At 42.8% G+C, this 16,138-nt stretch carries 18 protein-coding genes; 1 reads left to right on the forward strand and 17 read right to left on the reverse strand.

The genetic code is table 11. The annotated features are described in order from the left end of the window. Positions 1 to 18 precede the first annotated feature (18 nt). The 11 genes from rnc to OIT90_RS11810 form a co-directional block, all read right to left on the reverse strand. Entirely contained in the window at positions 19 to 762 is a 744-nt protein-coding gene (gene rnc / locus OIT90_RS11760; protein WP_008344850.1) for a ribonuclease III, read from the reverse strand. Between the two features lie 181 nt (positions 763 to 943). Next, positions 944 to 1,177, reverse strand: coding sequence for an acyl carrier protein (gene acpP / locus OIT90_RS11765; protein ID WP_008344853.1), 234 nt, complete (start codon positions 1,175 to 1,177; stop codon positions 944 to 946). Between the two features lie 81 nt (positions 1,178 to 1,258). After that, positions 1,259 to 2,002, reverse strand: coding sequence for a 3-oxoacyl-[acyl-carrier-protein] reductase (gene fabG, locus OIT90_RS11770; protein WP_024424196.1), 744 nt, complete (start codon positions 2,000 to 2,002; stop codon positions 1,259 to 1,261). Next, positions 2,002 to 2,946, reverse strand: a complete 945-nt coding sequence (fabD, locus tag OIT90_RS11775; RefSeq protein WP_474892583.1) for an ACP S-malonyltransferase — start codon at positions 2,944 to 2,946, stop codon at positions 2,002 to 2,004. Before fabD ends, fabG begins: the two co-directional genes overlap by 1 nt. Before the next feature lie 15 nt (positions 2,947 to 2,961). Further along, on the reverse strand, positions 2,962 to 3,960 hold the full coding sequence (gene plsX / locus OIT90_RS11780; RefSeq protein WP_034281756.1) for a phosphate acyltransferase PlsX: 999 nt from the start codon (positions 3,958 to 3,960) through the stop codon (positions 2,962 to 2,964). A gap of 15 nt (positions 3,961 to 3,975) precedes the next feature. Next, positions 3,976 to 4,542, reverse strand: coding sequence for a transcription factor FapR (gene fapR / locus OIT90_RS11785; RefSeq protein ID WP_024424199.1), 567 nt, complete (start codon positions 4,540 to 4,542; stop codon positions 3,976 to 3,978). Positions 4,543 to 4,654: 112 nt separating this feature from the next. Then, a complete protein-coding gene (gene recG, locus OIT90_RS11790) occupies positions 4,655 to 6,703 on the reverse strand; it encodes an ATP-dependent DNA helicase RecG (protein WP_474892584.1) in 2,049 nt (682 codons plus the stop codon). Then, the gene (gene sdaAA / locus OIT90_RS11795) at positions 6,681 to 7,583 is read right to left on the reverse strand and encodes an L-serine ammonia-lyase, iron-sulfur-dependent, subunit alpha (protein ID WP_024424200.1); all 903 of its coding nucleotides are present in this window, start codon (positions 7,581 to 7,583) and stop codon (positions 6,681 to 6,683) included. Before sdaAA ends, recG begins: the two co-directional genes overlap by 23 nt. Positions 7,584 to 7,603: 20 nt before the next feature. Beyond that, positions 7,604 to 8,266, reverse strand: coding sequence for an L-serine ammonia-lyase, iron-sulfur-dependent subunit beta (gene sdaAB, locus OIT90_RS11800; RefSeq protein ID WP_024424201.1), 663 nt, complete (start codon positions 8,264 to 8,266; stop codon positions 7,604 to 7,606). 148 nt (positions 8,267 to 8,414) lie between these two features. Continuing rightward, positions 8,415 to 10,088 (reverse strand): DAK2 domain-containing protein, encoded by a 1,674-nt coding sequence (locus OIT90_RS11805; RefSeq protein ID WP_268474388.1) that lies wholly within the window; start codon positions 10,086 to 10,088, stop codon positions 8,415 to 8,417. A 15-nt stretch (positions 10,089 to 10,103) separates the two neighbouring features. Beyond that, entirely contained in the window at positions 10,104 to 10,466 is a 363-nt protein-coding gene (locus tag OIT90_RS11810) for an Asp23/Gls24 family envelope stress response protein (RefSeq protein ID WP_008344871.1), read from the reverse strand. 271 nt (positions 10,467 to 10,737) lie between these two features. Between OIT90_RS11810 and rpmB the strand changes: the two genes are divergently transcribed. Further along, positions 10,738 to 10,926 carry a 50S ribosomal protein L28 gene (gene rpmB / locus OIT90_RS11815; protein ID WP_474892585.1) on the forward strand — a complete coding sequence of 63 codons (189 nt, stop codon included), beginning with the start codon at positions 10,738 to 10,740 and terminating at the stop codon, positions 10,924 to 10,926. 69 nt (positions 10,927 to 10,995) lie between these two features. Here rpmB and spoVM read toward each other — a convergent pair whose 3' ends face one another. From spoVM to OIT90_RS11845, 6 genes are all read right to left on the reverse strand, one after another. After that, positions 10,996 to 11,076, reverse strand: a complete 81-nt coding sequence (gene spoVM / locus OIT90_RS11820) for a stage V sporulation protein SpoVM (protein WP_008354550.1) — start codon at positions 11,074 to 11,076, stop codon at positions 10,996 to 10,998. A gap of 71 nt (positions 11,077 to 11,147) precedes the next feature. Next, entirely contained in the window at positions 11,148 to 11,792 is a 645-nt protein-coding gene (locus OIT90_RS11825) for a thiamine diphosphokinase (RefSeq protein WP_474892586.1), read from the reverse strand. 60 nt (positions 11,793 to 11,852) lie between these two features. Further along, positions 11,853 to 12,503, reverse strand: a complete 651-nt coding sequence (rpe, locus tag OIT90_RS11830) for a ribulose-phosphate 3-epimerase (protein ID WP_058837718.1) — start codon at positions 12,501 to 12,503, stop codon at positions 11,853 to 11,855. Between the two features lie 3 nt (positions 12,504 to 12,506). Beyond that, positions 12,507 to 13,403: a ribosome small subunit-dependent GTPase A gene (rsgA, locus tag OIT90_RS11835; RefSeq protein WP_338594875.1), complete on the reverse strand. Its 897-nt coding sequence runs from the start codon at positions 13,401 to 13,403 to the stop codon at positions 12,507 to 12,509. Between the two features lie 12 nt (positions 13,404 to 13,415). Continuing rightward, positions 13,416 to 15,371 (reverse strand): Stk1 family PASTA domain-containing Ser/Thr kinase, encoded by a 1,956-nt coding sequence (gene pknB / locus OIT90_RS11840; protein ID WP_474892587.1) that lies wholly within the window; start codon positions 15,369 to 15,371, stop codon positions 13,416 to 13,418. Next, on the reverse strand, positions 15,365 to 16,135 hold the full coding sequence (locus OIT90_RS11845) for a Stp1/IreP family PP2C-type Ser/Thr phosphatase (RefSeq protein WP_029706534.1): 771 nt from the start codon (positions 16,133 to 16,135) through the stop codon (positions 15,365 to 15,367). Before OIT90_RS11845 ends, pknB begins: the two co-directional genes overlap by 7 nt. Positions 16,136 to 16,138 lie beyond the last annotated feature (3 nt).

The following is a 16,138-nucleotide window of genomic DNA, read 5'->3' on the forward strand; positions in this document are numbered from 1 at the left end:
TGAATAACGAGGGGGATTTTATTGGTTCATATGATGTTTCTGCAATTTAGCAAGTGCTTCCTGTGCAGCGTGCTGTTCTGCTTCTTTTTTAGAGCGTCCATTTCCGATTCCGAGCACTTCACCTCGAAGGGATACATTTGCTTCAAATTCCCGGTTATGTGCAGGCCCTTTTTCATGCAGGATGCGGTATTCAAGCACACCTTTTCCATCGCGCTGCACAAATTCTTGCAGTTGGCTTTTAAAGTCCATGACGTGCGAGAACGCTCCATCATTAATTTTCGGATAAACGTACGCTTCTAGGAACCGTTCAACTGGTTCCAGCCCCTGATCTAAATAAAGTGCACCGATAAACGCCTCGAATACGTCCGCTAAGAGTGCTGGGCGTTTTCTGCCGCCTGTCATTTCTTCGCCTTTTCCTAAGAGAACAAGGTCACCGAAGGACAGCTCATGCGCTAGTGATACAAGTGACGGTTCACATACGATCGCCGCCCTTAGTTTCGTTAAATCTCCCTCGCTCATCGCTGGATATTTTGCAAATAAGAATTGAGAGATGGTCAATTCTAAAACAGCATCTCCTAAAAATTCAAGTCTTTCATTGTCCTCGTATGGCTTTTTCCGGTGTTCATTCACATAAGAGGAATGGGTAAAAGCTTGATATAGAAGCTTTTCATTTTTAAAGTGTACAGAAATGCGCTGCTGGAATTCTCTAAATTGCTCTAGTTTTTTGCTCTGTTTCTGTTTGTCTTTATATTGTTTTGGCATAGCAACCTCCAGGTAGGCGTAATCGCCTTTAAGGATACTGATTATATGGAGTCTCTCTTTCTACATGCAGGGAAACATTGCTCCCAGCATCTGAAAAAGGCTGACAATTGATCAGCTGAATGTGTTGAAACTAACATAAATTTTCAAAGTCCCGTCGAAAGTAGACGGGACTTTGTTACGCTTATTGCTGGTTATTTATGTAGTTCACAGCGTCACCGACTGTTGCAATTTTTTCAGCATCTTCGTCAGAAATTTCCATATCGAACTCATCTTCAAGTTCCATAACTAGCTCAACTACATCAAGGGAATCAGCGCCTAAATCTTCTTTAAATGAAGCTTCCATTTTCACGTCAGCCTCATCAACGCCAAGGCGGTCTACAATAATTTTTGATACACGCTCTAATACGTCTGCCATTGCCTTTCACCTCCCCTCAAAGTATTATAGTTGAATTGTTTTTAAAAAACTAGAGAAAACCTAATGAAATTTTGATATTTCTTAGGACATGACCATTCCGCCATCTACTTGGATGGTTTGGCCTGTAATATAACCTGCTCCTTCTGAAGCTAAAAAGACAACGACGTTGCTAATATCTTCAGGTGCACCAAAGCGTGCGAGCGGAATTTGCTTGAGCATTTCCGTCTGTACATTTTCATCAAGCTTGTCTGTCATATCTGTTGAAATAAAGCCTGGCGCTACTGCATTAACTGTAATATGACGGGTTGCCAGCTCTTTTGCTGTTGTTTTCGTTAATCCAATGACGCCAGCTTTTGCTGCAACATAGTTTGCTTGTCCAGGGTTACCACACACACCAACAACTGAAGCCAAATTGATGATTCTTCCACTTCTTTGCTTCATCATTTGACGTGTCACGGCTTTTGTACAGTTAAAGACACCTTTTAAGTTTATGTTAATAACATCATCCCATTCATTCTCTTTCATTCTCATGAGCAGGTTGTCCTTTGTGATGCCTGCATTATTCACAAGAATGTCAATTGAACCAAAGGTATCAATCGCTTGTTTCATCATAGCTTGTACTTCTTCAGCATTTGAGACATCAGCTTTAACTGCAAATGCCTGCTGGCCGAGTGCTTTGATTTCATCTACGACTTCATTTGCTTTTGCTTCGTTTCCAGAATAGTTCACGACAACATTTGCACCACTTTTCGCTAGATCGATCGCGATCGAACGGCCAATACCGCGTGATGCTCCTGTTACAACGGCTGTTTTATTTGTAAGCATCAAGAATCCCCCTTGAGTGTTTGAATGGCTGCTTCAATTGTTTCTTGATCTGAAACGGAAATCGTCGTCAGGCGGCGATTCACTTTTTTCACAAGACCTGAAAGCACTTTGCCAGGACCAATTTCAATAAATGTTGTGACGCCTAGATCAATGAGGCGTTCCACACTTTCTTCAAAACGAACTGGAGAATACAGTTGTTCAATGAGCTTTGTCTCAATGTCATCACGAGATGTCACGATGTCTGCTGTTACATTTGAGATGACCGGAGTTTTGGCATCCGCAATATCCAGCTTTGACAAAACATCTGTAAATTTTTCAGCAGCTGGTTTCATTAATGCAGAATGGAAAGGTCCGCTCACTTCAAGAGCAATTGCACGTTTTGCGCCTTTTTCTTTCGCTCTCTCTGAAGCAAGTTCTACCCCTTTTGCTGTACCAGAGATGACGATTTGACCAGGACAGTTTAAGTTAGCGAGCTCTACAAGGTGACCGCTTTCTGTCACTTCTTTTGTCACTTCGACAAGTGCCGCTTTGTCTAAGCCGAGAATCGCTGCCATGGCGCCTTCTCCTGCTGGAACAGCTTCATTCATTAATTCTCCGCGCTTTCTAACTGCATAAACAGCATCTTTAAACGAAAGTGCGCCTGCTGCAACGAGGGCAGTGTATTCGCCAAGACTGTGTCCTGCTGCATAATCGGCTTTGATTCCGCTCTCTTCAAATTTCTTTAAGATGGCGATACTTGTCGTTAAAAGAGCTGGCTGCGCGTTATAAGTGAGCGTCAGTTCTTCTGCATCCCCTTCAAAAATCATAGAAGATAAATCAAACCCGAGGGTATTGTCCGCTTCTTCAAATACAGCTTTAGATAATGCTTCTTGGTCAAATAAATCTTTTCCCATGCCAATTTTTTGAGAGCCTTGGCCAGGGAATAAAAATGCAATTTTAGTCATGCTGCTTTACCTCCATTAAGACTCATTCGTCGTTTCTTTTTGGACTTCTTGATGAATGATAGCTGAAACGTCTTTTTCTACGATATCACGTGCCTGACGAATTGCATGGAAAATGGCATTTTCATCAGAGGAGCCGTGCGCTTTAATAACAGGTGCCTTTAAACCAAATAAAGCGGCACCGCCATATTCAGAGTAATCCATTTTAGATTTCATCTGCATCAATTTCGGCTTCATCATGCCTGCTGCTATTTTTGCTGTGAAACTGGATGTTAATGTTTCTTTCAGCATTTTAAAAACAGAAAGGGCTGTGCCTTCAATTGTTTTAAGCGCAATATTTCCTGTGAAACCATCTGTGACAACAACGTCAGCAACACCTTCTAATAAGTCACGGGACTCTACATTTCCTACGAAATTCAAGTCTGATGCTTTTAATAATTCAAAGGTTTTTTTCGTTAAATCGTTGCCTTTTTTATCTTCTGTTCCTACATTTAACAGTCCAACACGCGGATTGCTCTTTGGGAAGACACGCTCTGCGTAGATGGATCCCATCATGGCATATTGCACGAGATGTTCTGGTTTTGCATCAACGTTGGCACCAACATCTAGTAATAAGAAGCCGCTGCCATCCAGTGTTGGCAAAGTTGGGGCAAGGGCTGGTCTGTCAATACCGTCAATTCTGCCTACGATAAACAGCCCAGCTGTCATGAGGGCACCGGTATTTCCTGCTGAGATGCAGGCATCTGCTCGTCCCTCGGAAACTTCCTGCGCCATTTTTACCATAGATGAATCCTTTTTACGTCTGACTGCACGCACTGGTTCATCCGTCGGTTCAATGACTTCTTTTGCATCTAAAATCGTGATGCGATCGTTGTTTGTTATGTATGGTTTGATTTTGTTTTCATCGCCGACAAGTGTAATCTCGATATCTGAAAATGCTGTTAAGCTTTTTTGCACACCGTCAATAATGGCTTTAGGGGCATGATCTCCCCCCATTGCATCGACTGCAATTCTCATATTACGTGCCACCTTTTACTTTTGTTTTGAGCGATACATGACGAAGTCACCTGAGAAGACAACTTCCTCACCAACATAGCTGTTTACTTCAACTACGGTTCTTCCTTTTTCTTTATCATGTGAGGCTACTTTGGCTTTAGAGACGACTCTTTCGCCTTGTTTCACCTGCCTTGTAAACCTGATATTCGCTTTTGCTGTCAAAGCCAGTTCATCGTCGATGACGGCAACTGCCAGCGAATTTGCCTGGGCGAAGAGATGATGTCCCCTGGCAATTTGGTTTCGGCTGAATACATGCTCTTTTCTCACTTCTAAAATGGAAATGGCTTGGTCATCAAGTTCTACATCAATCATTTCTCCAATCACTTCATCCAGTGGAAGTGATTTTACTTCATCCTCTAATGTCTTTTCGGCCACATGCTTAATTCTTTCGCGTAATTCAGGGATCGACAGCTCTAAACGATCAAGACGAACCGTTTGTATGCTGACACCGAATTTACTTGCCAATTCTTCATCAGTAATGAATGGAGTCGAGCTGATCGTTTGCTGGAGGAGCTTTTGACGTTCTTTTTTATTTAGTTTCATATGCAGACACCATCCGTACATTTATGACTAGGTACTAATAGTAGTATATAATCTCATAGATGATAAATCAATCCTTGTTTCAAAAAGACAAGAAAATTCCTCCAGCGTTTAATCAGCTTAATTTATCTCCTCCCAGCACACCGCTGTCTATCAGCGTTTGCCGGAGTTCTTTGTATTCGGGATCAGTCCAAAAGACGTCCGATTGGACAAGGTCTGCCGCATCTTTTCTAGCCGTTTCCAGCGCTCTATAATCGTGAACCATATCTGCTACCTTAAATTCGGGCATCCCGCTTTGTTTTTTACCGAAGAAGTCGCCGGGTCCTCTTAGTTCTAAGTCCTTTTCAGACAGCTCAAAGCCATCGGTTGTTTCGGACATGATCCGCATCCGCTCTTTCCCCGTTTCTGACTTTGGATCAGCCATTAAAATACAAAATGATTGATGCTCTCCTCGGCCGACCCGGCCTCTTAGCTGATGAAGCTGAGACAACCCGAAGCGGTCTGCATCATAAATAACCATGATGGTTGCATTCGGCACGTTGACCCCGACTTCAACGACTGTGGTTGAAACGAGAATTTGTACTTCATTTGCGGTAAAGGCTCTCATGACCTGATCTTTTTCATCACTTGCCAGTTTCCCATGCATTAAGCCGATTGACCACTTTCCGCGGTATGCTTCAGTCAGCATGCTATGAACATCAAGCGCATTTTGGACATCCAGCTTGTCTGATTCTTCAATGAGCGGACAAATAATATATGCCTGTCTGCCTTTTCTCAGCTCTTTATCCACAAAAGCAAGAATTCTCTCAAGCATGTCATGCTTCACCCAATACGTTTCGATTTGTTTTCTGCCAGCTGGCAATTCATCAATGACGGAGACGTCCATTTCTCCAAAAACAGTGATGGCAAGTGTTCGCGGAATAGGTGTGGCAGTCATAAACAAGACATCCGGATCCTGCCCTTTACTTCGCAGTTTTTTCCGCTGCTCTACGCCAAACCGGTGCTGCTCATCTGTGATGACTAGACCGAGCTGCTGAAATTCGACTTCGTCTTGGATGAGTGCGTGGGTACCGACTAAAATGTCAATCTCGCCTTCTTTTAGACGTTCAAGCAATTCTCTGCGGCGCTTTCCTTTCACAGAGCTTGTCAAAAGGGCGATATTCAGTCCCCATTTTTCAAACAGCTGGTAAAGCGAATCCGCATGCTGTTCTGCTAAAATTTCTGTTGGGACCATTAATGCACCTTGAAAACCTGATAAATGAGCGGCATAAAGCGCAATGGCTGCAACAGCTGTTTTCCCTGAACCTACATCTCCTTGAAGCAGACGGTTCATTCGATATGGAGACGCCATGTCTGACATGATTTCATCAAGCACTCTTGATTGTGCCTTCGTCAGTGGAAATGGCAGGCTGTGAACAAACTCAAAAACAGCCTCTTTGGAAAACGGATGCTGGATGCCTGATGTTCTCTCTCGTTCTTTCTTTCTAATCGCCTGCATCTTCAGCTGAAAGATGAGAAATTCTTCGTACACAAAACGTCGTCTTGCTTGTTTGAGCGAGTCTCTTGTCTCTGGGAGATGAATGGTTTTTAACGCTTCCTGATAGGACATGAGCTTATAAGCAGAGACAAGCTGCTTTGGCAATGGATCTTCAGCTTTGTCTACATAAAGTGACAAGGCTTGTTTCACAAAGCGTCTCATCATTTTCACGGTCACATTTTCTTTTACTGAATAAACGGGCTCTATACTGCCATCTTGCTCGTGCGTTCCTTTTTTAAATTCCTGGACCATGATAGATTGGCGGTTTTTATCCCATTTTCCTGTGACAGAAACTGTATCACCTAACACAAGGTTTCGTTTTAAATATGGACGATTGAAACAAATCGCTGTAATGAGAAAACGCCCGACAAGCAGCCTGAATGTCAGCCTGCTTCGTTTTTTTCCATAATAGGTGAGAACGGGCTCACTATGTACTTTCCCTTCAACTGTGACTCGTTCGTCATGCCTTACTTCTTCTAAGTTACGAAGCTCATAGTCGTCATATCGATAAGGAAAGTAGCCGAGTAAATCGGCTACTGTGTAGATTCCAAGTTCATTGAGTGTTTTTTCGGTTTCCTCTCCAATCCCCTTCAGGACAGAGACATTATCTTGCAGTTTCTGTATCACGAGATGAGGTCACACCTCCGAAAATCTTCTTTTCAAGCTCTCTTGCTGTCGGTGTCGCAGCGAGTCCGCCTTGTGCTGTTTCACGAAGAGCTGTTGGCATCGTTTGACCGATCTTGTACATCGCATCAATGACTTCATCACAAGGAATGCGGCTAGTGATGCCGGCAAGTGCCATGTCTGCTGCGATCATAGCGTTAGATGCACCCATTGCATTTCGTTTCACGCACGGCACTTCGACAAGTCCTGCTACTGGATCGCAAACAAGTCCAAGCATATTTTTGAGTGTAATCGCCATCGCTTCTGCAGATTGCTGCGGTGTACCGCCTGCCATTTCGACAATTGCTGCTGCTGCCATACCTGATGCAGAACCTACCTCTGCCTGACAGCCGCCTGCTGCACCAGAAATGCTGGCGTTATTCGCCACAACAAAACCAAATGCACCAGAAGTAAACAGGAATCTGACCATTTGTTCCTTTGTTGGCTTTAATGTTTCTTTTACTGCAAATAACGTACCTGGTACAACACCTGCTGAGCCTGCTGTAGGCGTTGCACAAATGGTTCCCATTGCGGCATTGACTTCATTTGTTGCAACAGCCTTACTAACAGCATCTAATATTGTATGACCAGACAGCGTTTTGCCTGATGCGATATAGGCTTGAAGTTTGACTGCATCTCCGCCTGTTAACCCTGATAATGATTTCACACCCTTCAGCCCGTTTTCAACAGCCTGCTCCATCACTTCTAGGTTGCGGTACATCTGGGAGAAAATTTCTTCACGTGACTTCCCTGTCACTTCCATTTCTTGCACAATCATAATTTCTGAAATGGAGGTATTCCGTTCTTCTGTTAGCTGCACGAGTTCTTTGACGTTTTTAAACATCATTCATAACCTCCTTGTTGTTACTCTGCAATTTGTGTGACTTGAATAATGTTTGGCAGCGTTTCAAGCTCTGATAGGACAGCTGGGTCAATATTTTGATCCACTTCAATTGTCATCAGTGCCTCTTGCCCGACATCTTTACGCGCCACTTCCATATGACCGATGTTAATGGCGAATTTCGCTAATACATTGGCAACTGCCGCAATCGTCCCGTAGCGATCGTTATGAACCACAAGAATGGCAGGATGATTCCCTGAAAGCCTGAGCTCAAAGCCATTTAATTCTGTGATTTCAATTTTACCTCCGCCGATGGAAATGCCGATTAATTCAAGGCTTCCGTTCGCATCTGAAATCTCTACTTTTGCTGTATTTGGATGCGCCGGCACTGCCTCTTCTTCTTTAAATTCAATATCGATCTCTTTGCTTTTAGCAATATCGATCGCTGTTTTGATTCGTTCATCAAATGTATCAAAGTCAAGAACACCGCCGATAATGGCGACATCTGTACCATGCCCTTTATACGTATCTTTAAAGGAACCATAAAATGAAACGACAATTCGTTTCGGCTCTCTTCCAAATAAGCTGCGAGCTACTCTCCCGATACGAGCCGCACCCGCTGTGTGCGAACTTGATGGCCCAATCATGACAGGTCCAATAATATCAAACACACTTCTAAATTTCATAGGTCTTCCCCTCTCATCACCACTCACGTATGGTTTGGTTCTTTCTTTAGACTAATGGATTCATTCGTTTCCCGCAACTCATTTCACCGTGGAATGGCTAGTAAAAAATTGCAAAAGAAGAAGAAGGGCTTTATTTGCCCTTCTTTCGTTATTCAACCGCCAAAATATATGAATAAAGCGGCTGTTTTCCATCGTGGACTTCAACTTCTACATCTTCAAATGTTTCTTCAATAAAGGCTTGTAACGCATCCATTTCATCAGATGATGCATCTTCCCCTTTAATGATGGTGACAATCTCATCATCTTCTGTCACCATTTTGGCGAGAAGTTCTTTTGCTGCATCTAATTGATTTTTCGCTGTTAAGGTGATTTTCCCGTTGAACAGACCCATATAGTCACCTTTCGCAATGTCGATTCCATCAATTTGGGTATCTCTCACTGCAAAGGTAATTTGCCCGCTTTTCACATGGTCAATCGCTTCTAGCATCGCTCTTTCGTTATCTTCATTTGAAGCTGCTTCATTGAGAGAAAGAAGTGCCGACATTCCTTGAGGAACGGTCTTCGTCGGAATGACAACGACCTCACGGTTTGAGACAGTTGCCGCCTGTTTAGCTGCCATGACAATATTAGAATTATTAGGTAAGATAAAGACGGTTTCGGCATGTACGCTTTCTATTGCTGTGACAATGTCTTCTGTGCTCGGATTCATCGTCTGCCCGCCTTCAATGACGACGGAAGCTCCGATGCTTTTGAACAAGTCAGCAATTCCTTCTCCCATTGCGACACTGACGACACCAAAGCGCTGTTTTTCAGCAGCAGGTGCTTTTGGTGCAGCAGGTGCATGTTCTCTTTCTTCGTTTACGATTGAGCTATGCTGCTCTCTCATGTTTTCAATTTTCATATTAATCAAGCTGCCGTAGCGCTGTGCATATGATAAAACATCTCCCGGCTGCTCTGCATGAATATGAACTTTCGCAAGTGTATCGTCAGACACCACAAGAAGTGAATCTCCGAATTCACTTAAATCTTCTCTGAAGGCATTCTCATCAAAGGACTGTTTGTCTTCTTCAAATTTCACCATAAATTCAGTACAGTAGCCAAATTCGATATCTTCTGTGTTCATATGGCTTTGCGCACTTTTATGATGCTCTGCACTGACAAGTTCTTTTAGCGTCGGTAAAGAAGCAGCTCTAGGAGGAAGCTCTTCTCCTCTTAATGAAGCAAGGAAACCTTCATATACGCATAGAAGTCCTTTACCTCCACTATCGACAACACCCACTTCTTTTAAGACAGGAAGCAGATCTGGCGTTCGATCAAGTGATGCTCTTGCTTCCTCAATCGTTAACTCTAGAACGCGGTCAATTTGATCCTCTGCTGCTGAAACAGCAACCGCTTTCTTTGCTGCATCCTTTGCAACCGTTAAGATGGTTCCTTCAATCGGTTTCATCACGGCTTTATATGCTGTATCAACACCCGCCTGTAAGGCAAGAGCAAATTCTTTTGCATCAATCGTTTCTTTTTGTTCAATATGTTTACTGAAACCTCTAAAGAGCTGTGACAGGATCACGCCTGAGTTTCCTCTTGCGCCCATCAATAACCCTTTCGAGAGAGCCACGCCGACCTTCCCAATATGATCGGTATTTGTTTCTTCAACTGCTTTTGCCCCTGAAGTCATCGACAAATTCATATTTGTCCCCGTGTCTCCGTCTGGCACTGGAAAAACATTTAACGCATCCACAATTTGTGCGTTTTGAGAAAGATGGTGAGCACCTGCAAGAATCATTTTTGCAAATGAGCGGCCATCAAGATTTCTAATAGACAATATATTTCCTCCTTACTACGGGTTCGTAACTTTTACTCCTTGTACATAAATGTTGACCGAGTCAACAGAAAGTCCAATTGTGTGATGAATCGTGTATTTGACTTTCGTTTGAACATTATGTGCGACTTCTGATATTTTTGTACCGTAGCTGACGATGATGTACATATCAATATGAATGCGGTCTTCTTTTTGACGCACAAGAACACCCCGGCTGAAGTTCTCTTTGCGGAGAATATCCGTCAAACCGTCCTTGATTTGATTTTTGGACGCCATGCCAACAATACCATAGCAATCGATCGCAGCGCCTCCTGCCACCATTGCAATGACTTCATTTGATATATCAATTTGTCCGTATTTCGTTCTAAGTTCAATGGACACATTGGTTCCCCCTTTTTGAGAAATTGCCCTGAGTTATCACTATTTTACTATAAGACCCTTCTTTTTAAAAGAAATCATTCAATCCGACCCAATCCTACTTATACTATAGCCTTGATTTTTTATCAAGATGTCAAGGTATTTTTCTTGAAAGAGGAGTAAACAATCCTTGCAAACCCCTTGAAGCTGTGGTAAATTATTAAAGTATCTTGAGGCATCTCTAAGTACGTATATGAAGAATATGATGATGTTTTCGCAGTTAGGAGGGAAACAAATGACACGTAAATGCGTTATTACAGGCAGAAAAACAAAAGCTGGGAACAACCGTTCTCACGCAATGAACTCTACAAAACGTACATGGGGCGCGAACCTTCAAAAAGTTCGTATTCTAGTGGACGGTAAGCCTAAAAGAGTATATGTATCAGCTCGAGCTTTGAAATCTGGTAAAGTTGAGCGTGTATAAGCAAGAGTAAACGCCTGCTACAATAAACTGTAGCAGGCGTTTTTATGTGGAAATAAAGGAGATTACTCATTAATCTTTTTTAAATGAACCAAGCATCGCACGGACAATGCCGCCAAGAAATCTAGGCAGTTTGATTGTATAAAATTTCATTTTGTCCCCCTCCTAAAAGTACCGCTTGCAGCACAATTGAGCTTAATCAGCCATCCACATTGATAGGTTGGTCAATCTTTGCTTCTTACCATTATTAATATGCCTTCATGAAAAGAAAAAGTACCATTTGAGTGGATGAGTTCGTTACTAATACATAGTGTGGAACCAGGCTCAATATGACAATTTTTCAGAGGATATTTGAAACCTTTTAATGTCAGCTTTTCAACCGATGTACCAAAGGGCAGAAACGACACATATTTTTTATCAGGGTCTTCTTTGATTTCGTATGTACCAGGCCCAAACATTTGAATGATATTTTGTTTATCTACAAGAGTCATGTTCTGCTTGTGCTGAATGCCTTGATATAGAAGGTGAATATTTCCTAGAAAATGATCAGCCCTTCCTCCTGTAATACCGTAGATGTAAATATGCGCTGGATGCTGGCGCATGGCCCAGTTCAGCGCAAGCTCTAAATCGGTTTCATCCTTTTCAGCCTGAAATACATTCAAGGCAGGCAATTTCTTTTTCAGCTCACAAAGCTCTTCTTCTGTCACACTGTCAAAATCACCAAAAGCCTTGGTAGGCATGATGCCATGCTCTAGTAAAAAGAGCGTTCCCCGGTCTACACCAACCCAGAGAATATCATCCTGTGATGCTTCATGTTCAAGGGGCGGAATGTATTCAAAAGGACCGCCGGCTACGATATGTATGTGCATGATATACGCTCCTCTCCATGTAAAAAGAACCAAAGATCAGAGTGACTTTGGTTCCTTTTTTTACGCTTCTCGAATGGCCTGAATAGCAGCTGCACGGTTGTCTTTACCGTATACCGCTGAGCCGGCCACAAGTAAATTAGCGCCCGCCTCTTTACAGCTCTTTGCAGTCTCTACATTGACACCGCCGTCTATTTCTATGAGTAAGTCTGATAAGCCCTTTTGTTTACTAAGGGACTTCACTTCTTTTACCTTCGTGAGGACAGAAGGAATAAACGCCTGTCCGCCAAAACCAGGATTCACCGTCATGAATAAGACAAGGTCTACATCCTCTAATACATGCTCAATCTGAGAAACAGGTGTGTGCGGGTTCAAGACGACACCTGCTTTTACACCTTGTTCTTTTATGTGCTGTATCGTTCGGTGCAAGTGCGGACAAGCCTCAACATGGACAGAAATAATGTCAGCACCTGCTTTGGCGAATGCAGGAATATACCGGTCTGGCTGCTCAATCATTAAGTGAACATCAAGCGGCAGCTTTGTATGCGGTCTGATTGCTTCCACAACATTCGGCCCAAATGTGATATTCGGTACAAAATGGCCGTCCATCACATCGATATGAATGTAATCCGCTCCGCCTTGTTCCACATCACGGATATCTTTCTCCAAATTGGCGAAATCTGCTGATAAAATGGAAGGGGCAATATAAACCATGATTTAGTACCTCGGCTTTCTGTCTTTGATTTCAGTTAAAAACTCTAAATAATGCTGATAGCGATACTCTTTGATTTGCTCTTGTTCGACCGCATCTTTTACCGCACAGCCTGGCTCTTTCACGTGCAGGCAGCCTCTAAACTTACAATCTGCACTCCGCTCTTTGATTTCTAAAAAGTAAAGACCTAAATCTTCCGCTTCGATGCCGGTAAATTCAAGTGAGCTAAAGCCAGGTGTATCTGCAATAAGCCCTTCTGCTGTACGAATGAGTTCGACATGTCTAGTCGTATGCTTCCCTCTTCCAAGATGGGAGGAAATATCATTGGTTTTCAGCGCCAGATCAGGACTCATCGCATTTAAAAGGGAGGACTTGCCTACACCAGACTGACCAGCAAATACAGTGATCTTATTGTGAAAATGCGGGGTCAGCTTTTCAATTCCGTCTCCCTCGATCGTGGATGTTAAATGAACATCATATCCAATTTGCCGATAGTCCTCTGCATAGCCTTGAATACTTTCACGCTCTTCATCTGTTTTCAATAAATCCACTTTTGTGATACAGATAATCGGCTCAATATCATTTGCTTCTACAAGCACTAGAAATCTGTCTAAAAGCGATGTGCTGAAGGTTGGTTCTGTCGCAGAGAAAACGAGCACCGCTTGATCGACGTTACTAATAGGCGGACGAACAAGTTCATTTGTCCGCTCTTTTACTTCTAATAAGTAGCCTTCTTTATCGTTGTCTGCTTGATACACAACATAATCTCCAACAAGAGGTGTGATTTTGTTTTTTCGAAAAATACCTCTCGCTCTGCACTGAATCACTTTTCCAGTTTCTAAAGACTCATCGAGCACATAATAAAATCCGCTTAATGCTTTAATAATTTTGCCCTCAGGCATAAAGTCCCTCCTTTATTCATCTTCAGGGTATTCGATCGTTTTAGAGCTTACGACTTTATCATCAACCGTCACTTGATAGTATCCTTTTTGACCTGGTTCAATCTTAAATTTAATGGTCCGTTCAGTTGGTGCAGTGATGTTAAAGGTTTCATATGAATCAGAAATGCTATGCTCAGCATCGTCAATGGAAATCTGAACGGTCATCTCTTGCCCTTCTGTTACTGGTTCATACGGGATGGCAATCTTCTCAGTCACCGTTTTAGCCGGTTTTTTCTTCGGCCCGAGTGAGAAGGTGATCTTAACCGTATCACCTGGTTTCACAGCAGTACCAGCTCCTGGCTCCTGTTTCATCACTTCACCTTTTGGCACATCATCAGAATACGCTTCTTTTTCATCAAGCTTTAATCCATTATCCTCTAAATAATTCGATGCAGCCTGTTTACTATATGTCGTTAAATCCCGCAAAGTAATATCGGCAGGACCTATGCTGACCGTCAACGTCACTTCTTCATCTGCTGCCACAAGCTCAGTACTTGCTGAAGGTTTCTGTTCCATGACAATCCCAGATTCGGTGTCATTATCATTTACTTCCTCCACAACAACTTGCTTAAACCCTTTTTTCTCTAATAATTCTTTTGCTTTATCGACCTTTTCACCTGTTACATCAGGTAATTCGGTCTTTTCCTTGCCCGTACTTTGATAAAGCTGAATTTCGGTTCCTTCTTTAACCTTTGTGCCGATTTTCGGGTCTGTTTTGACGATAAGCCCTTTTTCAATTTTTTCATCAGCGATCTCAATTGGATCAGAGGCGACGGTAAAGCCAGCGTTTTTCAAGGTATCCTCGGCTTTATCAATCGTCATGCCAGATACATCAGTGACTTCCACATCTTTTGGAAAAAGCAGTCCCGGAAACACAGTGATGGCTAAAATGGTCGCAGCAGTCAGAATAAATAGGATGGATGCCACAATCCAAGGCCATTTTTTCCGTTTCTTTTTCGGCTTTTGTTTCTCTTTTTTCTTCAGTTTTTGCACTGGATGGACAGCTGTTTTTTCATTGTCTTGATCAACTTGATGATCTTGAATGATTGGGATCGCTTTCGTTGCTTCATGATCTTCTTCGATCACAAAGCGTTTTTCTTTTAGTCTTGAAGGGTCGAAAGCAGTTTGTAAATCTTTTTGCATTTCAGATGCATCTTCATATCGATAAAAAGGATCTTTGGCCATCGCCTTTAAAATGATGTTTTCCACGCTTTGTGGAACAGAAGGATTCCACCTTCTCACAGATGGCGGCTCTGATTGCAAATGCTTCAGCGCAACACTGACAGCTGATTCCCCTTCAAATGGCATGCGTCCAGAAATGAGTTCATAGAGCACAATGCCAAGTGAATAGATGTCTGATTTTTTCGTCGCAAGACCTCCGCGTGCTTGTTCTGGAGACAAATAGTGCACGGATCCTAGGACCGAATTTGTGTGGGTGATGGTCGCTGAGCTCAGTGCTATGGCAATCCCGAAATCAGTGACTTTAATATTCCCCATGTTGTCTATTAATATATTGTGAGGCTTAATGTCCCGGTGGACGAGCTGTTTCGCATGGGCTTCTTCCATTGCGGCAACGACTTGCTCCATAATGCGAACGGCTTCTTTCGGATGAAGCGGGCCATTGGCGTGTATGTATTCTTTTAGCGTCATCCCCTCGACATATTCCATGACAATATAATAAATGTCATCTTCTTCCCCTACATCGTAGATGCTGACAATATTTGAATGATCTAAGCTTGCGGCTGATTGCGCCTCGCGCCGGAAACGTCTAATAAAATCATCATCGCTTGCAAAATCAAAGCGCAAAATTTTAATCGCGACTTCGCGATCTAAAATCATATCCTCCGCCAAATAAACGTTTGCCATTCCGCCTCCGCCTATGACGCGAAGAATCTGATAACGGCCGCTGATCCGTTTTCCGATCAACACTTGCTGTCACCCTCCTCTGGCTGGGAGGAGATTTCTAACAATACTGCTGTAATGTTATCTTCACCGCCGTTGTCATTCGCTGTTTGGATTAATGCTGTTACTTTTTCATCTGGTGCGGTCGTTTGGTTTAAAATATGAATCAAATTCTCTTCTTCTACTTTATTTGATAAACCATCTGAGCAAAGCAGGATTTGATCTCCTGGGTCCACTTCAAAAGTATGTGCATCGATTTGAACGTGTTTATCTGTTCCTAATGCTTTTGTAAGCACATTTTTTCTTGGATGATATTCTGCATCCTCTTTAGAAATTTCACCTGTTTTCACAAGCTCATTTACAAGTGAATGGTCATCCGTTAGCTGGGTCAGTGCTCCTTCTCTTAGCAAGTAGCAGCGGCTGTCTCCAATATGGGCAATTGTGACCGTTTGCAAATGAACGAGCGCACAAACAATGGTCGTCCCCATTCCTTGGCACTCCTCATTGTTTTTCGCATGTTCATATACTTGATCATTAATGTCACTAATTTTTGAGATTAACCAGCTTTCTTGCTCTGCTGGTTTTGCTGGGATTGAAGATGTTTCTTCCCAGTATTCTTTTAAAGAAGAGACGGCCATCCTGCTGGCGACATCACCAGCAAGATGACCTCCCATTCCATCTGCTACAACAGCTAGAAGAGTGTCTTCTTTTGCTTCAAAAATACCTGCATCATCTTCATTATGCTGACGGACTTTTCCTGTATCGGTTTGAAAGGCTGCCCTTATCAACATTCG

The sequence above is a fragment of the Bacillus sp. ABR genome, assembly GCF_056172715.1.